Genomic DNA, 18,788 nt, shown 5'->3' on the forward strand with positions numbered 1-18,788 from the left:
AACCTGTCTACACTCGGTGTGCACAAAGGAGGCGGACGGGATGGGCGCCACCGGCCGGGTCGACGGACGGACCGCGCGGGCCGCGCGTACCCGGGCGGCGATCGTCGAGGCGCACCTGGGGCTGGTCGGCGAGGGTGACCTGCGGCCGACGGGCGATCGGATCGCCGAGCGGGCCGGCGTCTCGCTCCGCACGCTGTGGACCAACTTCAAGGACATGGAGACGCTCTTCGAGGCCAGCGGCGAGGAACTGCTCCGCCGGCAGGACGCCGCGTGGCGGCCCGTCCCGGCGGCGCTGCCGCTGGCCGAGCGTGTCGACGCCTACTGTCGGCAGCGGGCCCGGCTGCTGCAGCTCATCGCCCCCTCCGCCCGGGCCGCGCAACTGCGCGAGCCGCTCTCGCCGCAACTGCACCGCAACCGCCTCAAGCACGTCGATCGAGTCCGCAACGAGGTCGAACGGCTCTTCGCGGCCGAGCTGGACCGGGCCGGTGCGGGGCGGGAGCACCTGGTGCACGCGCTGGTGGCGGCGAGCATGTGGTCGGCCTGGTCCATGCTGCGCGACGGGTTGGGGCTCGACGTGGGCGCCGCCCGGGCCGTGATGGCGCGCACCGTGGCGGCGTTGCTGGCGGATCCCGCGGGGCCGGCTCTTTTCCGGGAGGTTGCCGAGAGGTAAAACTGAACGCATGGTTAGTGCATTGAGAGTGCAAATAACCTTGCACGGTCGCGACGGCGAGTGCCGGGCGATCCGTCACCTTCTCGACGGGCCGGACGGCGGCGCACTGCTCCTGCACGGCGAGCCCGGCTCCGGACGCGGCGCGCTGCTGGCGTACGCCCGGCGGCACGCCGGGGAGCGGGCCGTCCTCGCCGGCGCCGGGCTGGCCGCCGAGGCGACCCTGCCGTACGCCGGCCTGCAACGCCTCCTCGATCCGGTGCTCGACCGGTCCGGCTCGCTGCCCGACCCGCAGCGGCGGGTGCTGCGGCGCGCCCTCGCCGGCGGCGGCTGCCCGGCCGCGCGGCGGCTGGCCCTGGCCACCGCCGTGCTCGCCCTGCTGGCCGCCGCGGCCCGCGACCGCCCCGTGCTGTGCACGATGGACGACGTCGACGCGGGCGACCCGGAGACCGCCGAGACGCTCGCCGTCGTGGCCCGCCGGCTGCACCGGCTGCCGGTCGCGCTCCTGCTCACCGCCGGCGGCGCGGCGGCCGCCGACGGCATCCCGGCCCACCGGCTGTCCCCGCTGGACGAGGAGCAGTGCGCGGCGTTGCTCGCCGACCGCCGGCCCACGCCGCCGCCGGCCGCGGTGGCCGCCGCCCTGGCGGCGGCCAGCTGCGGCAACCCGCAGGGGCTCGTCGACCTCGCCGACGCGCTCACCCCCGCGCAGTGGCACGGTGAGGAACCGCCGCCCGCGGGCCCACCGGCCGACGGGGCGCTCGGCGCCGCCTACCGGGCCCGCCTCGACCGGCTTCCCGCGGACACCCGCCGGGTGCTGCTGCTCGCCGCGCTCGACAGCGACGGGGACCCGGCCACCCTGGCCCGCGCCGCGCGGACCGCCGGACTGTCCGTCGAGGCGCTCGCGCCGGCCGAGGCCGCCGGCCTGCTGCGCGCCGGCCCGGCGGGCGTGACCTTCCCCAGCCCCCTGGCCCGGACGATGATCGGGGCCGTCACGCCGCTGGCCGACCGGCGGGCGGCCCACCTGATGCTGGCCCGGGCGCTGGACGGCCGGCCGCTGCGCCGGGCCCTGCACCGCGCCGCCGCCACCGACGGCCCCGACCCGGCCCTCGCCGACGAACTGGAGGCGGCGGCCGCCGACGACGCCGACCGAACCGACGCCGCCGCCGCGCTGCGCCGCGCCGCCGAACTCAGCGACGACCCCGCCCGCACCGTCCAACGGGCGGTCGCCGCCGCCCGCTGCGCCTGGACGGCCGGCCACCCCGACGAGGCCCGACGCCTGCTCGCCGGGCTACCCGCCGACCCGGTCGCGGCCGGCCACGCCGACCTGCTGCGCGGCGAGCTGCAACTGCGCTGCGACGCACCGACCACGGCGGTCGCCACGCTTCTCGCCGCCGCCCGGGCGGTCGCACCGGTCGACCGCGGTGCGGCCCTGCTCGGCCTGGTCCGGGCGGGCGAGGCCATCTGCCTCACCGGCGACCACTACCGGTACGCCGAGGTGGCCCGACGGGCGTGGGCGCTGCGCCGACCCGGCGACCCGCCGGCCCTGGAACTGCTGACCACGTTCGCGGCCGGCGTCGGGGCGACCCTGCGCGGTGACCACGACCAGGGTGGACCCGCCCTGCGCCGGGTCGTCGTGCTGGGCGGTCGGCTGGCCGGACCGGCGCTCACCCCGGCCGCGCTGCTCTGTGGCGCGGTCGCCGGACTGCTGGTGGCCGTGGACGGCGCGGCGCACCGGCTCGCCGACCGCGCCGTCGAGCTGGCCCGGGCCCGCGGCGACCTCTCCGTGCTGCCCCGCGCCCTGGAGCTGCGGGCGGTCGCCGAGTACTGGCTGGGCCGGCACGCCACGGCCGCCGAGACCGCCCGCGAGGGGCTGGCGACCGCCCGCGCCACCGGCCAGCGCACCTGCGCCCGGGTCCACCTGGGCATCCTCGCCGTGCTGGCCGCCGTACGGGCCGACCGGGCCACCAGCCTCGCCCGCATCGCCGAGATCGGCGACGGCGCCACCCCGGGCAGCCGCCCCTACGCGTACGCGCAGTGGGCGCTCGGCGTGCTCGACCTCGTCGACGGCCGGCACGCCGACGCGGCCGCCCGGCTGGCGTCGCTGGCCCGCACCGGCACCGCCCGAGGTCAGGTGCTCGTGCAGGTGATGGCCACGCCCTACCTGGTGGAGGCCGCCGCCCACGACGGCGGGCGGCCCACCGCCGCGCTCGCCGTCTTCGACCGCTGGGCCAGCAGCACGGCCAGCCCGTCACGGCGCGCGCTCTCCGCCCGCTGCCACGCGCTGCTGGCGCCCCGGGGCAGCGCCGAGGCCGAGCGGGAGTTCCGCACGGCGCTGCGGCTGCACCCCACCGACACCGACCGGTTCGAGCGGGCCCGCACCGAGCTGCTGTTCGGCCGGGACCTGCGCCGGGCCCGCCGGCCGCGGGACGCCCGGGCGTACCTGCACCGGGCACGGGAGACGTTCACCCTGCTCGGCGCGACGGTCTGGGCCGAACAGGCCGGCGCGGAGCTGCGCGCGGCGGGGGAGTCGGTCGGCTTCTCGCACCGGCCGCCGGCGCAGCTGCTGACCGGCCAGCAGCTGCACATCGCCCAACTCGTCGCCGAGGGAGCCACCAACCGGGAGATCGCCAGCCGGATGTCGCTCTCCACCCGGACCATCGACCACCACCTGCGCAACATCTTCCACCGGCTCGGCGTCCGCTCCCGCACCGAGCTGGCCCGCCTCTTCGCCTAGGGCTTGCAGGTGTGCGACTGCGGACGGTCCGCAGTCGCACACCTGGGTGTGTCCGGCTCAGGCGCTGCGATCGGCGCCCTGCTGTTCCAGCGTCTCGGCGAACTCCTGCCACTCCTGCGCGCACTGCCGCGCCACGTTGGCGATGACGTACGCGCAGTGCGGCGGTACCTTCTCGACCAGCCCGTCCCATTCGTTGTTCTGGATGGCGCGGGCGAACATCCAGCGCAGCAGCTCCCGCCCGGAGTCCGTGAAGCGCAGCGACGGGTCCTGCTTGAGCCCTTGGAGCATGGAGACGAGGTTCGGTCGGGGCGCGGGCGGGGGGTCCTTCGGTTCGAGCGTGAGGTGCGCCCCGCCGGGGCGCCGGTTGGTGGCGCACCGGGCGGGCGGCAGCGGGTCCTCGCCCCGTTGCAGCCGGTTGCGCACGTCGCGTGCCGTGGACGGGGACACCCCGGCGTTCTTGGCGATCTCCCGCAGTGACGCGTCGGGCTGGCTCTTGATGTAACTGACCGCCTTGAGCCGGCCCTCCACGTTGTTCAGTGGCCGGACCCGCCCGTCCCGGCCGATGCGGGCCGTCACCTGTTCGCCCGCGCCGCCCTGGGACTCCAGGCGGCGGCGGATGTTGCCGATGGTGCGGGCGCTCAGCCCGGTGGACGCCGCGATGGTCCGGTCCGACCAGGACGGGTGGCTGGTGATGATGCGTTCGGCGGCGGTGGTGCGCTCGGCCACCGACAGCGGCAGGCCGTGCGCGATGTTCGCCTTGACGCCGAGGACGAACGCCTCGCGCTCGGAGCCCTCGAACATCCGCGCCTCGATGACCTCGTCACCGCGGATCCGGGCGGCGCCGAGGCGGTGCGCCCCGTCGATGACCCGCATGGTGGCGCGGTGCACGATGATCGGCGGGAGCGGGGCGTCGATGCTGGCCAGCATGCGCGTGTGCTCGGGGTTCTCGCCGTGCAGGCGGGGTGAGTCGAGCATCTGGAGCGATTCGACGGGCAGTTGTTCGATGGGCAATTTATCAATCAGTTCGCTGTAATTCTGCTCCGCCTTCATTCGATCAGCGAAATCGTTTACCATCTGATGTTCCAACACCAACCCCCCGTTGGCTCTGATTCCCCTCAGCGCGGTGATGTGTCGACCTGGCGTTGAACGGGACCGACCGCTCGCGTAACGCCGCGACGTATCGATGACTGACTCTATCCACCACGGGGCTCCGCTGCAAAGTATTGCACGCGGGATTAGTGCGGGACGCGACTGCGGAGCGCTTGACCGCGGCGTCGATCCATGATCCGCACGTACGAGTGGCGCGCGAACGGGACACAATACCCAAAGCGCACGGTTCCCGATCGGTGGCGATGCGTGGTGTCCGCCATTCCTGATGAATGCTGGCGTGACGGTTTTTTCGGACGCCGGGCAGGACCTGGGCGACCGAATCTGCGGCAGATGAGGTGCTTGCCGGGTTCGCAGCGGATGCCGGTACTGACCGGCTGTGTCCGGACAAATAGGCACGGGATTGCCGGTCTGCGTGCGACTGGACGCCGAAGGCGCCGCACACGGTCCGTCAACCCGCGGCGGTGGCGTTCGCGTAAATCCCTCGCACATCACGGTTCGGTTAACCAGTAGGAAAAGATTGGTGGACGGGGGCGCCGCCGAGATACGTGCGTAAACGGATACTGCGGAGGGCTGGCCCGTCCTCCGTGCTTTCCGCCGAATTCGCAGGTCATCGCGCGGTTCCGGCACGGGATTGCGGCGCGTCGAGCGGGTGGCCGGACACATTCGGCCGCCCAACCCGCTGTCGGATATCGGCGTCCCGACGCCGTGTGGCGAGCGCCACACATCGGTGGTCTCTCTCGCCGCCCTATTCACAGAGAAGGAGGTGGCGACGCGTTTTCGCGCCGCCACCTCCCTCCGAGCGGATCAGGACGCGGCCGCCTCCGCCTCGACGAACCGGGCGAGCCGCGTGACGCCCTCGTCGATCTCCTCCTGGGTGAGGTAGCTGATCGACAGCCGGATCCCGTGCTTGCCGCCGCCCTCCGGATAGAAGTACGACATCGGCGTCCAGATCACGCCGAAGTCCCGGGCGCAGCGGGCCAGCGCGGCGTTGTCGGCCCGGAACGGCACCGTCAGGGCGAGGAAGAACCCGCCGGCCGGCCGGTTCCACCGCACGCCCAGTTCGGACCGGCGCGGCGCCGGCAGCCGCTCGTCGAGCCGCTTCAGGGTGTGCCGCATCGCCTCGCCGTAGTAGGCGGACGTCTCGGCGTTCAGGTCGGCGGCCGTCCCGCCCGCGGCGAGCAGCATGCCGGCCACCGCGGCCTGGCTCAGCGGCGAGGTGTTCACGGTGACCATGCTCTTGATCTTGCTGAGCTCGTCGGCCAGCAGGCCGGTGCCGCCCGCGCCGTCCGCGACCTCCTGGTCGGCCACGGCGAAGCCCACCCGCGCCCCGGGGAAGAGCGTCTTGGAGAACGAGCCGAGGTGCACCACCCGCCGGGCGGTGTCCAGCGACTTGAGCGTGGGCAGTTGGCGGCCCGGGCTCACCAGCCGGTACGGGCTGTCCTCCAGCACCAGGAAGTCGTGCTCCTCGGCAAGCCGGAGCAACTCGTGCCGGGCCGCCAGCGACATCGACAGCCCCGACGGGTTGGTGTGGTCGGGGATGACGTAGCACGCCCGGGGGCGGCGACCCCGCGCCCGCTCGGCGCGCAGCGCGGCCACCAGGTCCTCCGGGTGGAACCCGTCCTCCCGCTCCGGCACCGCCGTGGTCGCGATGTCGAGCAGCCGGGCCGCGCCCGTGATGCCGACGTAGCAGGGGCTGGAGACGAGCAGAGCGTCCTCCGGGCCGCGGATGAGGGCCCGCAGCGCCAGCACCATCGCCTCCTGGCAGCCGACCGTGACCACCACCGACTCCGCCGGCACGTCGATGCCCTCGTCGCGGCGCAGCCAGTCGGCGATGATCTCGCGGATCCGGCCGGCTGCCGGGCCGTACTGGAACATCGCGTCCTTGATGGCGGCGGGGGAGCGGCCCTGCGCGGCGAGGTGGTCCAGGTACGCGCGGATGCTGTCGAAGACCTGGTCGAGGTCGAAGAACCCGTCGAACGGGCGGCCGGGCGCGAACGAGATCGCCCGCGGGTAGCGGGAGGTGACCTCGTTGAGGAAGTTCATCGTGTCCAGCAGCGGATCGGAGAGGCTGTCGTGCAGCTCGTCCCGGCGCAGGACGCGCCCGGAATCCGGATTCGGCAACGTGGTCATCTCACTCCCGTCGTGGTGGCGCACCGGTCTGGCGCGGGCTCACCGGCCCAGCCAGACCGGCGCGCGTTTCTCGGCGAAGGCCCGCGGGCCCTCCACGGCATCCCGGCTGGCGCGGCGGCGCTCCTCCCAGCCGTACCGGCCGGCGAACGCCTCCGGCAGCGGCCGGTCCAACGCCCCCAGCACCGCCTGCTTGATCGCCCGCAGCGCCAGCGGCGCGCAGGCCAGCAGGTCGGCGACCCAGTCGGCCACGCAACGGTCCAGCTCGGCGGCCGGCACCACCTCGTTGACCAGCCCCAGGGCGTAGGCGGTGCCGGCGTCCATCCGGCGGCCGGTGAGCAGGTAGCCCATCGCCGCCTTCAACGGCACCTGCCGGCTGAGCCGGAACGCCCCGCCCGCCCCCGGCACCAGACCGAGGCGCGGCTCGGGCAGGGCGAAGACGGCCCGGTCGGAGGCGACGACCAGGTCGCAGGCCAGGGCCAGCTCGAAGCCGCCGCCGAGGGCGTACCCGTCGACCCGGGCCAGCACCGGCTTGGACAGGTCGAACCGCTCGGTGAGCCGGGGCCAGCCGGGCTGTCCGCGCGAGCCGAAGCTGCTCGGTGGCACGCCGTCGGCGTCCAGCCGGGCCCGCTCCCGCAGGTCCTGTCCGACCGAGAAGGCCCGGTCCCCGGCGCCGGTCAGCACGACGACCCGGATGTCGTCGTCGGCCTCCACGTCGTCCCAGACCTCGGCCAGCTCGGCGTGCATGCGCAGGTCCATCGCGTTCAGCACCTCCGGCCGGTCCAGCGTCACCCGGGCGACGTGGTCGGCCTTCTCGTACCGCACGCGGGGGGTCACCGGGGCGGTCCTCCCGGGCGGCCGAACCGGCCCACCTTGCCGATCACGTCGTCGCTGTAGAGCCGCAGCGCCTGCTGCACCGCGAACTCGGCCAGGTAGCGGCGGAACTCCTCCGGCGACTCCTCGCCCACGCTCAGCATCCGCCGGTTCGGCGCCACCGCCGGCTGCCGCAGCCGGGCCACCGCGTCCTCGACCGCCGCGTCCACCGCGGCCGGCTCCACCACCTCGTCCAGCAGCAGGCGCGCCTCCGGCTCGATGGCCCGGATGCGGCGGCCCAGCAGGATCACCTGCCGGGCCAGCCGGGGTCCGGCGATCCGGGTCAGCCGCAGGTTGGCCACCCCCGGCACGATCCCCTCCTGGGCGGCCGGCAGGCTGAGGTACGCGTCGTCGGCGGCGATCACGTGGTCGAAGACCAGCAGCAGCTGCATCCCCCCGCCGATGGCGAAGGTGTCCACCGCGGCGATCCACGGCTTCTGCACCGTCGGCGCGTGCCACGGCGCATCCTCGTCGCGCAGCCCGCCCCGGATCTTGGCCAGGTAGCCCAGCTCCCGGCGGAGCAGGAAGCCGGTCAGCGTGATCTGCCCGGCGTGCAGCGCCTTGAGGTTGATGCCCGCGCTGAACACCCGCCGCCCCTCGTACCGGGGATGGCTCATCACCCCGCCCCGCACCACGCCGACCTCGACCCCCGGGTCCAGCAGCGCCAGGTCGACGGCGGTCTCCATGTCGTCGACCTGGCGCTCGTCCTCGGCGTTGAGGCAGTCGTCGCGGCACATGGTGATCCGCGCCGCCCCGTCCTCCCGGCGCAGCCGCACCGAGCCGAGGTCGAGCGCGCCGGTGCGACGGAACTCGGGCAGCAGCTCCCGGGCCCGGGGCGTGGGCCGCAGCATGGCGTCCATCAGGCGCCGGCCGGACGTGGGGGAGCCGAGCACGCGCCCCAGGAAGAGGCCCTGGTCGATCTCGTGCCCCTCCTTGCGCAGCTGCGGGCGGGCGCGCTGGGCCCTGAGCCGCGCCGCGTCGGGCACCAGCCCGGGGAAGGCCCGGGCGGCCGCCGCGCAGAGCTCGGCCAGCCGCAGCTCCCGGCCGGCGGTCACCTCGTCGTAGACGGCGTCCACGTGCGCGTCGAGGAAGGCCGCGCGCAGCCGGCGTACCCGGTCCTTGGCGCTCTCCGCGGCGGCCCGCTGGTGCGGCGAGCGCAGGTCCGGCACGGGCAGCGCGGCGAGCACCGCCTCCACCCGGCGCGCCTCCCGGGTGAGGGCCGCGCGGGCGGTGGCCAGGTCGGCCCGGACGGCCTCCGCCGCCGGGGCCTCGGAGAGCACGCCGGTCACGACGCCTCCTCCCGCCGGCGCAGCATCCGGTCGCAGGCGGCGAGGTGGACGCCGAGCGCCTCGTCGAAGCCGGCAGTGGCCGCCTCGAAGAGCAGCCGCCGCCGCACCGCCAGCTCCGCGCCGGGCAGCCCGGCGGCCCGGCCGGCCGCCGCGGCGAGCGCCGCGGGGACGTCGTCGGTCACCTCGTCGAGCAGGTGCCCGGCCAGGGCGGTGGCGGTGTCCAGCGGCGTGCCGTGCAGGACCGCCCGGCGGACGGCGGCCCGGTCGGCGCACTGCTGGGTGAGCCGGTAGACGGCCATGCCCGGCCAGGTCACACCGGTGACCAGCGGCAGCACCAGGCGGGCCGCGCCGGCTGCGATCCGGTGGTCGGTGGCGAGCAGGGCGTCCAGCGCCGCGCCGCCGCAGTCGCCGTGCGCCACCGCCACCGAGGTCGCCGGCAGGCACTCCAACCGGCGCAGCTCGCGTTCCCAGCGACTGACCAGGGCGACGGTGAGATCGTCGGCCCAGCCCGGACCGGGCGCGCCCGACAGGTGCAGGACGACCAGCCGGTCGCCCCGGTCCTCCACCCGGTCGCAGAGGGCGCGCAGCGCGGCGACCGTCTCGGTGGTCAGGGGGGCGGCGCCGTCGACGCGCAACGTCGGCAGGTCCGGCTCGGGGCTCGTCTCCGCGAAGCCGTTCGCGGTCGGCGCGGTCACCACTGGACCAGCGCCGTCTCGATGGTGGATCCCGGACCCATGGTCATCATGACGCCGTGGTCGCCACGCCGCACCACGCCCTCCTCTATCAGCCGCCGGTAGGAGAAGAGGAACGAACCGCTCGACAGATTGCCGTGGTCGCGCAGCACGCCGATGGTGTGCCGGACGTCGTGCCGGGACAGACCGAGGTTGACGCGTACCGCGTCGATCACCTTCTTCCCGCCGGAGTGCACCAGCCAGTGCCGGATGTCGCTGCGGCGCAGGTGGTGCTCGCCGAGGAGCCGGTCGACGACCCGCTCGGCGTGCGCGCCGACCACGTAGGGGATGTCCGGGTCCAGGTAGAAGCTGAACTTGTGCTGGTCGTCGTCCCAGTCGTAGCGCATGGCGCCCATGGCGTCGGTGATCAGGTGACTGGCGAACGACAGGATCCGCGGCCCGGCCGGCTCCGCGGCGGCGTCGCCGTCCGCCGGGGCGACCAGGGCGATCGCGGCCGCGCCGTCACCGAACAGGCTGTTGACCACCGCCGTGCGCATGCTCCCGTCGATCACGTACGCGGCGGAGCACGCCTCCGTGCACACCATGAGGGCGAGCCGGCCGGGGTGGGCGGCGGACCAGGCGGCGGTCCCGCCGAGGGCGTTCAGGCCGGCGTTGCAGCCCATGCCCACCACGTCGACCCGGTGGCAGCGGACCTCGATGCCCAGCTCCCGGATGAGGAAGGCGCTCAGCCCCGGGGTGAGGAAGCCGGTGGTGGTGACGCAGCACAGGTAGTCGATGTCGCGCGGGTCGGCGCCGATGCGGGCGAGGCATTCGCGTACGGCGTTCGCGCCCATCTCGACGGCCAGCCGCCGGTGCTTGGCCAGGAGCGCGCCCTGGCTCTCGGGCAGCACCGTGCCGGCGGCGTCCCGGGGCGGCAGGGTGAGGTGCCGGCGGTCGATGGCGCTGTTGAGGAAGACCGACCGGATCCGCGGGTCGGTGATGTCGAAGATGTCGAGCAGCTCCCGCTGGCTGTAGGAGTCGGCGGTCACCGCGGTGCCGACCCCGGTGATCCGGGCCGCCGGCGGGGCGGCCGGGCGGCTGCGGGGGCGGGTGGCGGGAAGGCGGAGGACGCCCTGCTCGGGGGCGCTGAGCGTGGTGGTCATCGGAAAGTCCATCCCCACATGCGGGGCTTGCTGCGCGGACGGCACACGACCGTGGTCATGTCGGTCACCCTCTCCAGTCGGACGGCGGGCCCTCCCCGGGCGGTCGGCGGCGCGGGGCCGTCGCGGCGGGTCGGGGAAGCGGGGTCGGGGCGCGGGCGGCGGGGCGCCCGGGCCGACCGGTCTCGGCGCCGCGTCGGCACCCCGGCGGCGGCGCGGATCGTACTGTGGCACCGCTTCCTGCCCCGATCAATCGGGCACGGACCGGCGACCGGGCACAGTGGCCGGTCGCGGCGGGTGTCCAACTGACGGCGAAGCGCAGTCGCACAGCAACCCTCCCCGGGCCCGTGACCGGCCCGGTAGCGGCGCATTGATGGACGCCGTGACGGTGGGCCATAGTGACCGTGCGTAGGAAACGGGCAGCTCTCGGCCTCGGCTCCGTCCGGCGGGGCGACGGCTGTCGCGCTCGCGCCGGCCTCCGGCCCGGCGGACGGAAACCCCTCTTGGTGATGGTCGGCGGTCCCTGCCGTGTCGGCGTGGACGCGTCCCCTTCCGCCATCCCCGGCTGCGAAAGGAAGCTCCGTGGTTGCACGAGAGATTGAATACGTCGAGCTGTACGTGGGCGATCAGCAGTCCGCGGTCGACTACTTCGTCTCCCGCTTCGGATTCCGGCAGGTCGCCGAGTCCGCGGTGGACGACACCCGCTCCACCCTGCTCCGGCACGGCACCGTGAAGATCATCGTCACCGCGGGCCCGAAGACCTGGAAGTTCCTCGACGGGCACGGCGACGGCATCGCCGACATCGCGCTGACCTGTGACGACGTGGACGCCACAGTCGAGGCCGCCGCGGCGGCCGGTGCCACCGTGAGCCGCTCCTTCCGCGGCCACCCCGTCGTCACCGGCTTCGGCGACGTCGGCCACACCCTGCTGCCCGCCACCGGCGGCCCGGCCGACCGGCTCCCGGCGATCGGTGACTGGACGCCGTCGACCGCCCCGGACGGCCCCGCCGGCCGCATCCGCAAGCTCGACCACGTGGCGGTCTGCCTGGCCGGCGGCACCCTCGAACAGCACGCCGACTACTACGGCGCGGCCCTCGGGCTGAACCGGTACTTCAGCGAGTACGTGGCGGTGGGGGACCAGGCCATGGACTCCATCGTGGTCCGCAGCGCCTCCGGCGAGGTGACCTTCACCCTGGTCGCGCCGGACCCGACCAAGAGCCCGGGGCAGCTCGACGCGTTCCTCGGCCGCAACGGCGGCCCCGGCGTGCAGCACCTCGCCTTCCTTGTCGACGAGATCGTCCCCGCGGTACGCGAGTACGGTGCCCTGGGCGTGGAGTTCCTCAACACCCCGGACGCCTACTACGAGATGCTCGCCGACCGGTTCACCGGGATGACCGAGGAGATCGGCCAGCTCCGCGAGACCAACGTGCTGGCCGACCGCGACGAGTGGGGCTACCTGCTCCAGCTCTTCACCCGGTCGCCGTACGAGGCGAACACCCTCTTCTACGAGCTCATCCAGCGACGCGGCTCGCGCGGCTTCGGCAGCCGCAACATCCGGGCGCTGTACGAGGCGGTGGAGCGGGACCGCCTCATCGCCGACTGACCCCGACGGCGGGCCGGCCCGGTCCGGCCCGCCACCCCGCCCGACACCCGCGACCGACCGCCCGACGACCGCTCGGCCGATGGCGGCGGCGGGCCGGGCACGTTTAGCTGACTACCACGGGGTGGGCCGGAAGCCTGTCGATGGCGTGGTGGTGGTCGGCATGTTGGCGATTCGTAGCGGCGCCGCGTTCGACGGCGTCGGTCCTGCCCTGGTCGAGCGGCCCCTGGTGCTCGTCGACGAGGGGCGGATCGCCGAGGTGCGGGCCGGGGGTGTGCCACCGCCCGGCGCGGAGGTGATCGACCTGGGCGGCGCGACGCTGCTGCCCGGCCTCATCGACGCCCACGTACACCTCGTCTTCGACGGCAGCGCGGACCCGGTCGGCGCCATCGAGCGGCTGTCCGACGAGGAACTGCTCGATCGCATGCGCACCGCGGCGCGCACCTGCCTGGCGGCGGGCATCACGACCGTGCGGGACCTGGGCGACCGGGCCTATCTGGCGGTGCGGCTCCGCGACGAGCTGGTCGCCGAGCCGGCTGCCGGTCCAGAGATCCTCGCGGCCGGCCCGCCCGTCACCACCAGCCAGGGCCACTGCTGGTTCCTCGGCGGCGCGGCGGACGGGGTCGACGGCGTCCGGGCGGCGGTACGCGCCCGCGCCGAGCGCGGCGTCGACGTGATCAAGGTGATGGCGACCGGTGGCGAGATGACGCCCGGGACGCGTTCGCACGAGGTGCAGTACGGCCCGGACGAGCTGCGCGCGGCCGTCGAGGAGGCGCACCGCCACGGGCTGCCCGTGGCGGTGCACGCCCATGGCGTGGCGGGGATAGAGAACGCCGTCGCCGCGGGCGTCGACACGATCGAGCACTGCTCGTTCATGACTGTCGACGGGGTGGACTCACGCCCGGATCTCATCGCGGCGATCGCCCGGGCGGGCATCGTCGTCTCGACGACCCTCGGGGTCGTTCCCGGATTCGCACCCCCGCCGCGGATATCCGCCCGGCTCGACGGGTTCCTGGCCAACGTGCGCCAGATGCGGGACGCCGGCGTCACGGTGGTGTGTGGCAGCGACGCCGGCATCGGGCCGCCGAAGCCCCACGACGTCCTCCCGTACGGCGCCGCGATGCTTGTCGAGTGCGGTTTCCCGCCGGTCGCGGCGCTGCGCGCGGTGACCTCGTCGGCCGCGTGGGCGTGCCGGGTCGGCGAGCGCAAGGGGCGGCTGGCGCCCGGCTTCGACGCCGACCTGCTCGCCGTGGACGGCGATCCCCTCGCCGACATCACCGCCCTCCGCGCCGTCACGGCCGTGTTCCGCGCCGGCAGTCGGGTGCGCTGAGATCGGCCTCCAGGCGCGATCGACCAGGACGTGCGCGCCTGTTTCCGGACGCGCACGTCCTGGTCGACAACGGCGGGTGCGGGGTCAGGCGGGGTGGGCGGCGGGGAGGAGTGGATCGGGGTCGGCGCCGCGCTGGTGGGCGAACTGGGTGCGGTACAGCTCGGCGTACAGGCCGTCGAGGGCGAGCAGCTCCTCGTGCGTGCCGCGCTCCTGGATCCGCCCGCCGTCGATGACCAGGATCTGGTCGGCGTCCAGGATGGTGGAGAGGCGGTGCGCGATGACCAGCGAGGTACGCCCGGCCAGCGCCGTCTTCAGCGCCCGCTGGATGGCCGCCTCGGACTCGGAGTCCAGGTGGGCGGTCGCCTCGTCGAGGACCACGATGGGCGGGGACTTCAACAGCAGCCGGGCCACCGCGAGGCGCTGCTTCTCGCCGCCGGACAGCCGGTAGCCGCGGTCGCCGACCACGGTGTCCAGCCCGTCGGGCAGCTCCGAGATGGGCTCCCAGATCCGGGCCGCCTCGCACGCCTCGACCAGCTCCCGCTCGGTGGCGTCGGGGCGGGCGTAGAGCAGGTTGGCCCGGATGGTGTCGTGGAACAGGTGCGCGTCCTGGGTGACCACGCCGACCGTGTCGCCGAGCGAGCGCAGGGTCAGCTCGCGGACGTCGTGCCCGCCGATCCGCACCGTGCCGGCACTCGGGTCGTAGAGCCGGGGCACCAGGTGGGTGATTGTGGTCTTGCCTGCGCCGGACGGCCCGACCAACGCGGTCAGCGCGCCCGCCGGCGCCACGAAGCTCACGTCGGTGAGGATCTGGGTGCTGCCGCCCTTCTCGCGGCCGGGCAGCGAGATGGTCTCCAGCGAGGCCAGGGAGACCTCGTCGGCGGCGGGGTAGCGGAACGTCACCCCGTCGAACTCCACGTCCGGGGCGGTGCCGGCCGGGGTGGCCGGCAGGTCCCGGGCGCCCGGGCGCTCGGCGATGAGCGGCTTCAGGTCCAGGACCTCGAAGACCCGGTCGAAGCTGACCAGGGCGGTCATCACGTCGACCTGGATGTTCGTGAGCTGGTTGATCGGGCCGTACAGCTGGAGCAGCAGGGCCACCATGGCGACCAGGGTGCCGACGCCGAGGCGGCCGTCGATCACGAGGCTGCCGCCGAAGCCGTACACCAGTGCGGTGGTGACGGTGGCGAGGAGGGTGGCCAGGATGAACAGGATCCGGCCGTGCACCGCCATGGAGATGGCGATGTCGCGGACCCGGGCGGCCTTGCCGGAGAAGGTCTTCTCCTCCTCGGCCGGGCGGCCGTAGAGCTTCACCAGCATGGCGCCGGAGACGTTGAACCGCTCGGCCATCATCGAGCCGAGTTCGGCGTCGATCTGCATGCCGCCGCGGGCCAGCCGCTCCAGCCGCCCGGCGACCAGCTTGCCGGGGAGGAAGAAGATCGGGATCAGCACCAGCGCCGCCACGGTGAGCGGCCAGGACAGCCAGAACATGGTGACCAGCACCAGGACCAGGGTCAGCACCGTGGAGACCGTCTGGGACAGCAGCGAGGTGACCGCCTGCTCGGCGCCGACCACGTCGGTGTTGAGCCGGCTGACCAGCGACCCGGTCTGGGTGCGGGTGAAGAACGCCAGCGGCTGCCGCTGCACGTGGGCGAAGACCCTGGTGCGCAGGTCGTAGATGAGGCCCTGCCCGACCCGCCCGGAGAACCAGGTCTGCGCGTAGATCGCCACGACGTTGACCAGGGCCAGCCCGGCGACAAGTGCGGCGAGCCCGACCACCACCGACTTCTTACCGGGGATGATGCCGTCGTCGATGATCATCTTGAGCAGCAGCGGGCTCGCCACCGTGATGACCGACTCGACGATCGTGGTCAGCAGCACCACGAGCAGGGACCAGCGGTAGCGCAGGGCGTACGGCAGGATCCGGCGTACGGTGCCGGGTTTGATCTTCTGCGGTTCAACCAGATTCTCGACGCGGAGACCGAGCACGCCCAAACCTGGGCCGTCCATCGTGGCCACGGAACCCTCTTCGTGGTCGCGCCGTCGCCGGGGTGGCCGGCGGGCGGCTAGTGGGTGTCGAAAAATTCGATGAGCGCCCGGTTCAGCTCCTCCGGGCGCTCCAGGTAGCCGAGGTGGCCGCAGTCGGGGATCTCGACCAGGTCGCAGTCGGGGATCGCCTCGGCCACCTCGGCGCACAGGTGCGGCGGGGTGATCAGGTCGTCGGCGAAGGCGACCACCCGGCACGGGGCGGTGACCCGGCCCAGCGCCGCGAGCCGGTCGCCGGTCAGGTCGGCCCACGCCTGGCCGCTGGACGTGAGGCCGGCACCGGACAGCTCGAAGAGGTCCAGCCAGCCGGCCACCGCCGTGTCGTCGTTCAGGGTGGCCGGCGAGAACATGGTGAACACCTTGTGCGCCGCCTCGTACGCGGCGGGCAGCCGCAGCCCCGACTCGATGAGCGCGAGATCGGCCTCGTGCTGGGCCCGCCGGGCCGCGTCCAGCCGGCCCCGGGTGGCCACCAGCACCGCGCACCGCACCAGCTCGGGGTGGTCGATGGCCAGCTCCTGGGCGATCATCGCGCCCAGCGAGGTGCCGACGATCCGGCACGGGGCCAGGTCCAGCGCCTCGATGAGGCCTCGGGTGTCGGCCACCATGTCGGCCAGCGCGTACTTGCCGGCGGGCGCGTCCGACGGTGGGATGCCCCGGTTGTCGAAGACGACAGTGGCGTAGCCGGCCCGGTGCAGGGCGGGGGTCTGGTGTATGGTCCAGGCCCGCCCGGCCGAGTCCGAGCCCATGATCAGGAGAACCGGCTCGCCCGCGCCGGAGCGCTGGTAGGCGAGCCGGATCCCGTTGCTGGTCAGGAAGTCCATGGTGGGGACGTCACCAGCGCCATTCGCGCTTGTTGAACAGGTGCTCGCCGGTCAGCCCCCGGTCGGCGCACCAGCTCAGGAACTCCTCGATCTGCTTGAGCTGGTAGGTGTCCTCGGTGTACGTGGTGGCCATGACGTGGCCCTGCCAGCTCTCCTCGCCCATCGCGTAGATGTAGCCCTCGTCCGCGCCCAGCTCGGTCATGATCTGGCCTGCCTGGGCGGCGTTCGAGCCGGACAGCTTGCGCGAGTCGCTCATCTTCTTGCTGACCGGCCTGGTGAGCAGGCCCTTGTAGAGCCAGGTCAGCGGAGCGCCGTCGCACTCCATCCCGAGGAAGGCGATGTCCGCCTTCCCGAGGTGGCCGCGCACGTAGCGGTAGAGGGTCGGGTCGATGCCGGAGGAGTCGGCGCCCACGAAGATCGACTTGCCGGCCAGCCGGAGCCAGTAGGTCGACTTGCCGCGGATGTCGAGGTCGGCGTGCTCGCCGAGGAACGGCGTGGCGGTCACCGTGCCGCCGGGGAAGGCCACCTCGTCGAAGTCGTCCACCTCGATCACCGGCAGGCCCAGGTGCTTGAGGTAGAGCCCCATCGAGGGGTCCGGCAGGTTGCCCCGGGAGGTGCGCGGCACCACCACGGCGCCGATCCGGCCGCGCAGCTGGAGCAGCGTCTCCAGCACGATGTGGTCCTGGTGGCCGTGGGTGATGAGCACCAGGTCGATGTGGTCCGGCAGGTCGTCCAGGGTGAACCGGTCGCCGTGGCGGTTGTCGGTGCTGATGAACGGGTCGGTCACGATGGCCGCCTGCTCGGTCTGGAACACGAGGCAGGCGTGGCCGTAGTAACGGATCCGGCCGCCGCCGTCGATGTGCCGGTCGGGGGAGAGGCTCGGCCGGTCGGTGAGCAGCCGGTCCAGCGCGCCCGCCTGGCCGTCGTCCAGCTCCAGCGCCTCGCGCAGCCGGTCCAGCGTGGTGGGGCGGACCCGGGCGGCGACAAGCTCGGCCAGGCCCGGGTGCCGGAACGGCAGCGGCAGGTCGAGCACGCCGGGCTTCGGCAGCCGCGGCGTGCTGAGGATGAACGGCCGCTCCACGCCGTCGTCGAGCGAGAGCTGCACCGACTGGCGGCCCTCGTCGTACGCGGGGCTGTGGTACAGCAGCGCCTCCAGGAAGTGCAGCGATGCCTGGTTGCTGGTGTCGTACGCCATCTCCACCAGGCCCTTCAGCGCGGCCGGCAGCTTCGGGTAGAGCGGCGTGAGGTCGAAGCCCGTGGCCTCCTGGCGGATCATGTCCTCGGCCTCGGCGACACCGGCCGCGAAGGCCAGCATGTCCGCCCGGTCCTCCTTGATCGACTTGACCAGGTCGGCCACCTCGCCGGCGCGTTCCTCCTCGATGCCGACGAAGTAGCCGCCCCGCATCGCCGGGTTGGTGCTCGCCGCGACGTGCACCGACGGGTTCTGCAGGTACGACTCGAGCAGCGGCAGGTGCAGGAACGCCAGGTTCATCGACGCCTGCACGGGCGCGACCGTGTGCAGCCACGCGTAGAACCGGTCGACAAGCGGTTCGAGGATCACGTTCGAGCGGAGATACCTCGGCTCGGCGGCATCGCCCATGTCGTCTCTCCATCCTGGGTGTCGTACGCCGGAGCGCGACCGGCGGAAGAGGTAGGCCGCGGCACGCCGAGCGGACGGCGCGTCACAGGACACGGCACTGCGCTGCCAGCGACGCCGGTGGGTGGACCCGGCGCGGGCGCGGTTCACTATGGCACCGTGCCGGGAGGCGGTACAGCCTGTGCGCGGACACCCCACGAGGGGTGTGCGACAGGTGCGCGGGCGGGTGTGCAACCGGCGCGATGTCGCAGTTGAACAGGGCCGTGCACGGGTGTTCCGGGCTTGTTGATCGTCCGCTCGGGGCTGCGCCATAGTGGACCGCCGTGGAGCCCGTGCATCCACGACCGTACATGCACCGACCATCCACGCGGCGGCGTCCGGCCGCCGGCCCGGCGGCGTGGTGGCGCCGCCCGAGACCCGCTTGACGTCGCCGTCGAGCCGTACCGCTCCCCACTGACGCGCCCGGCGGCTGCCGGGTCGAGGAGGTACCCCATGTCCGAGACCGACCTGGCGGCCTACCGGCTGACGCCCGACCTCGTCCGGTCCTGGCTTGTCGAGCGGGTCGCCGACTACCTGCGCTGCCCGGCGGAGGAGATCGACGCGGACGCGCCGCTGACCGAGTACGGGCTGGACTCCGTGTACGCCTTCGCGCTCTGCGGCGACATCGAGGAGACCTTCGGGCTGACGGTCGAGCCCACCCTGCTCTGGGAGGCGGACTCGCTGGCCGCCGTCGCGACCGAGCTCGTGGCGCTGGCCGGGAAGTGAGGCGG

General features: G+C 73.8%; 14 protein-coding genes. 5 read left to right on the forward strand and 9 right to left on the reverse strand.

Going from position 1 to position 18,788, the window contains the following annotated elements:
• Positions 1–40: 40 nt before the first annotated feature.
• A complete protein-coding gene (locus GA0070603_RS00280; RefSeq protein WP_091305472.1) occupies positions 41–670 on the forward strand; it encodes a TetR/AcrR family transcriptional regulator in 630 nt (209 codons plus the stop codon).
• 40 nt (positions 671–710) lie between these two features.
• Complete coding sequence (locus GA0070603_RS00285; RefSeq protein ID WP_244282324.1) at positions 711–3,401, forward strand: helix-turn-helix transcriptional regulator; 2,691 nt, start codon at positions 711–713, stop codon at positions 3,399–3,401.
• Between the two features lie 57 nt (positions 3,402–3,458).
• Here the strand turns inward: GA0070603_RS00285 and GA0070603_RS00290 are convergent, their stop codons facing one another.
• The 6 genes from GA0070603_RS00290 to dpgA form a co-directional block, all read right to left on the reverse strand.
• Positions 3,459–4,451, reverse strand: coding sequence for a ParB/RepB/Spo0J family partition protein (locus GA0070603_RS00290; RefSeq protein ID WP_091305478.1), 993 nt, complete (start codon positions 4,449–4,451; stop codon positions 3,459–3,461).
• Positions 4,452–5,315: 864 nt separating this feature from the next.
• Positions 5,316–6,641 carry an aminotransferase-like domain-containing protein gene (locus GA0070603_RS00295; protein WP_208862759.1) on the reverse strand — a complete coding sequence of 442 codons (1,326 nt, stop codon included), beginning with the start codon at positions 6,639–6,641 and terminating at the stop codon, positions 5,316–5,318.
• A gap of 39 nt (positions 6,642–6,680) precedes the next feature.
• Positions 6,681–7,475 (reverse strand): enoyl-CoA-hydratase DpgD, encoded by a 795-nt coding sequence (gene dpgD, locus GA0070603_RS00300; protein WP_208862760.1) that lies wholly within the window; start codon positions 7,473–7,475, stop codon positions 6,681–6,683.
• Positions 7,472–8,800 (reverse strand): (3,5-dihydroxyphenyl)acetyl-CoA 1,2-dioxygenase DpgC, encoded by a 1,329-nt coding sequence (gene dpgC / locus GA0070603_RS00305; protein ID WP_208862761.1) that lies wholly within the window; start codon positions 8,798–8,800, stop codon positions 7,472–7,474. The genes dpgD and dpgC overlap by 4 nt, the downstream gene beginning before the upstream one ends.
• Complete coding sequence (dpgB, locus tag GA0070603_RS00310; protein WP_208862762.1) at positions 8,797–9,495, reverse strand: enoyl-CoA-hydratase DpgB; 699 nt, start codon at positions 9,493–9,495, stop codon at positions 8,797–8,799. The genes dpgC and dpgB overlap by 4 nt, the downstream gene beginning before the upstream one ends.
• Positions 9,492–10,634: a 3,5-dihydroxyphenylacetyl-CoA synthase DpgA gene (dpgA, locus tag GA0070603_RS00315; RefSeq protein WP_208862763.1), complete on the reverse strand. Its 1,143-nt coding sequence runs from the start codon at positions 10,632–10,634 to the stop codon at positions 9,492–9,494. The genes dpgB and dpgA overlap by 4 nt, the downstream gene beginning before the upstream one ends.
• A gap of 579 nt (positions 10,635–11,213) precedes the next feature.
• Here dpgA and hppD point away from each other — a divergent pair.
• Positions 11,214–12,233 carry a 4-hydroxyphenylpyruvate dioxygenase gene (gene hppD, locus GA0070603_RS00320; protein WP_091305483.1) on the forward strand — a complete coding sequence of 340 codons (1,020 nt, stop codon included), beginning with the start codon at positions 11,214–11,216 and terminating at the stop codon, positions 12,231–12,233.
• A 160-nt stretch (positions 12,234–12,393) separates the two neighbouring features.
• Entirely contained in the window at positions 12,394–13,560 is a 1,167-nt protein-coding gene (locus GA0070603_RS00325; protein WP_091321312.1) for an amidohydrolase family protein, read from the forward strand.
• A gap of 84 nt (positions 13,561–13,644) precedes the next feature.
• On the opposite strand, the gene GA0070603_RS00330 is transcribed toward GA0070603_RS00325, so the two are convergent.
• The 3 genes from GA0070603_RS00330 to GA0070603_RS00340 all read right to left on the reverse strand — a co-directional run bounded on the left by GA0070603_RS00330 (position 13,645) and on the right by GA0070603_RS00340 (position 18,021).
• Entirely contained in the window at positions 13,645–15,543 is a 1,899-nt protein-coding gene (locus GA0070603_RS00330) for an ABC transporter ATP-binding protein (protein WP_208862764.1), read from the reverse strand.
• A gap of 77 nt (positions 15,544–15,620) precedes the next feature.
• A complete protein-coding gene (locus GA0070603_RS00335) occupies positions 15,621–16,421 on the reverse strand; it encodes an alpha/beta fold hydrolase (RefSeq protein ID WP_091305485.1) in 801 nt (266 codons plus the stop codon).
• A 10-nt stretch (positions 16,422–16,431) separates the two neighbouring features.
• Positions 16,432–18,021 carry an MBL fold metallo-hydrolase gene (locus tag GA0070603_RS00340; protein ID WP_091305488.1) on the reverse strand — a complete coding sequence of 530 codons (1,590 nt, stop codon included), beginning with the start codon at positions 18,019–18,021 and terminating at the stop codon, positions 16,432–16,434.
• Between the two features lie 489 nt (positions 18,022–18,510).
• Here GA0070603_RS00340 and GA0070603_RS00345 point away from each other — a divergent pair, with 489 nt between their 5' ends.
• Positions 18,511–18,783, forward strand: coding sequence for an acyl carrier protein (locus GA0070603_RS00345; protein WP_091305490.1), 273 nt, complete (start codon positions 18,511–18,513; stop codon positions 18,781–18,783).
• Positions 18,784–18,788: the final 5 nt, after the last annotated feature.

The organism is Micromonospora chersina (genome assembly GCF_900091475.1).
Lineage (GTDB): Bacteria > Actinomycetota > Actinomycetes > Mycobacteriales > Micromonosporaceae > Micromonospora > Micromonospora chersina.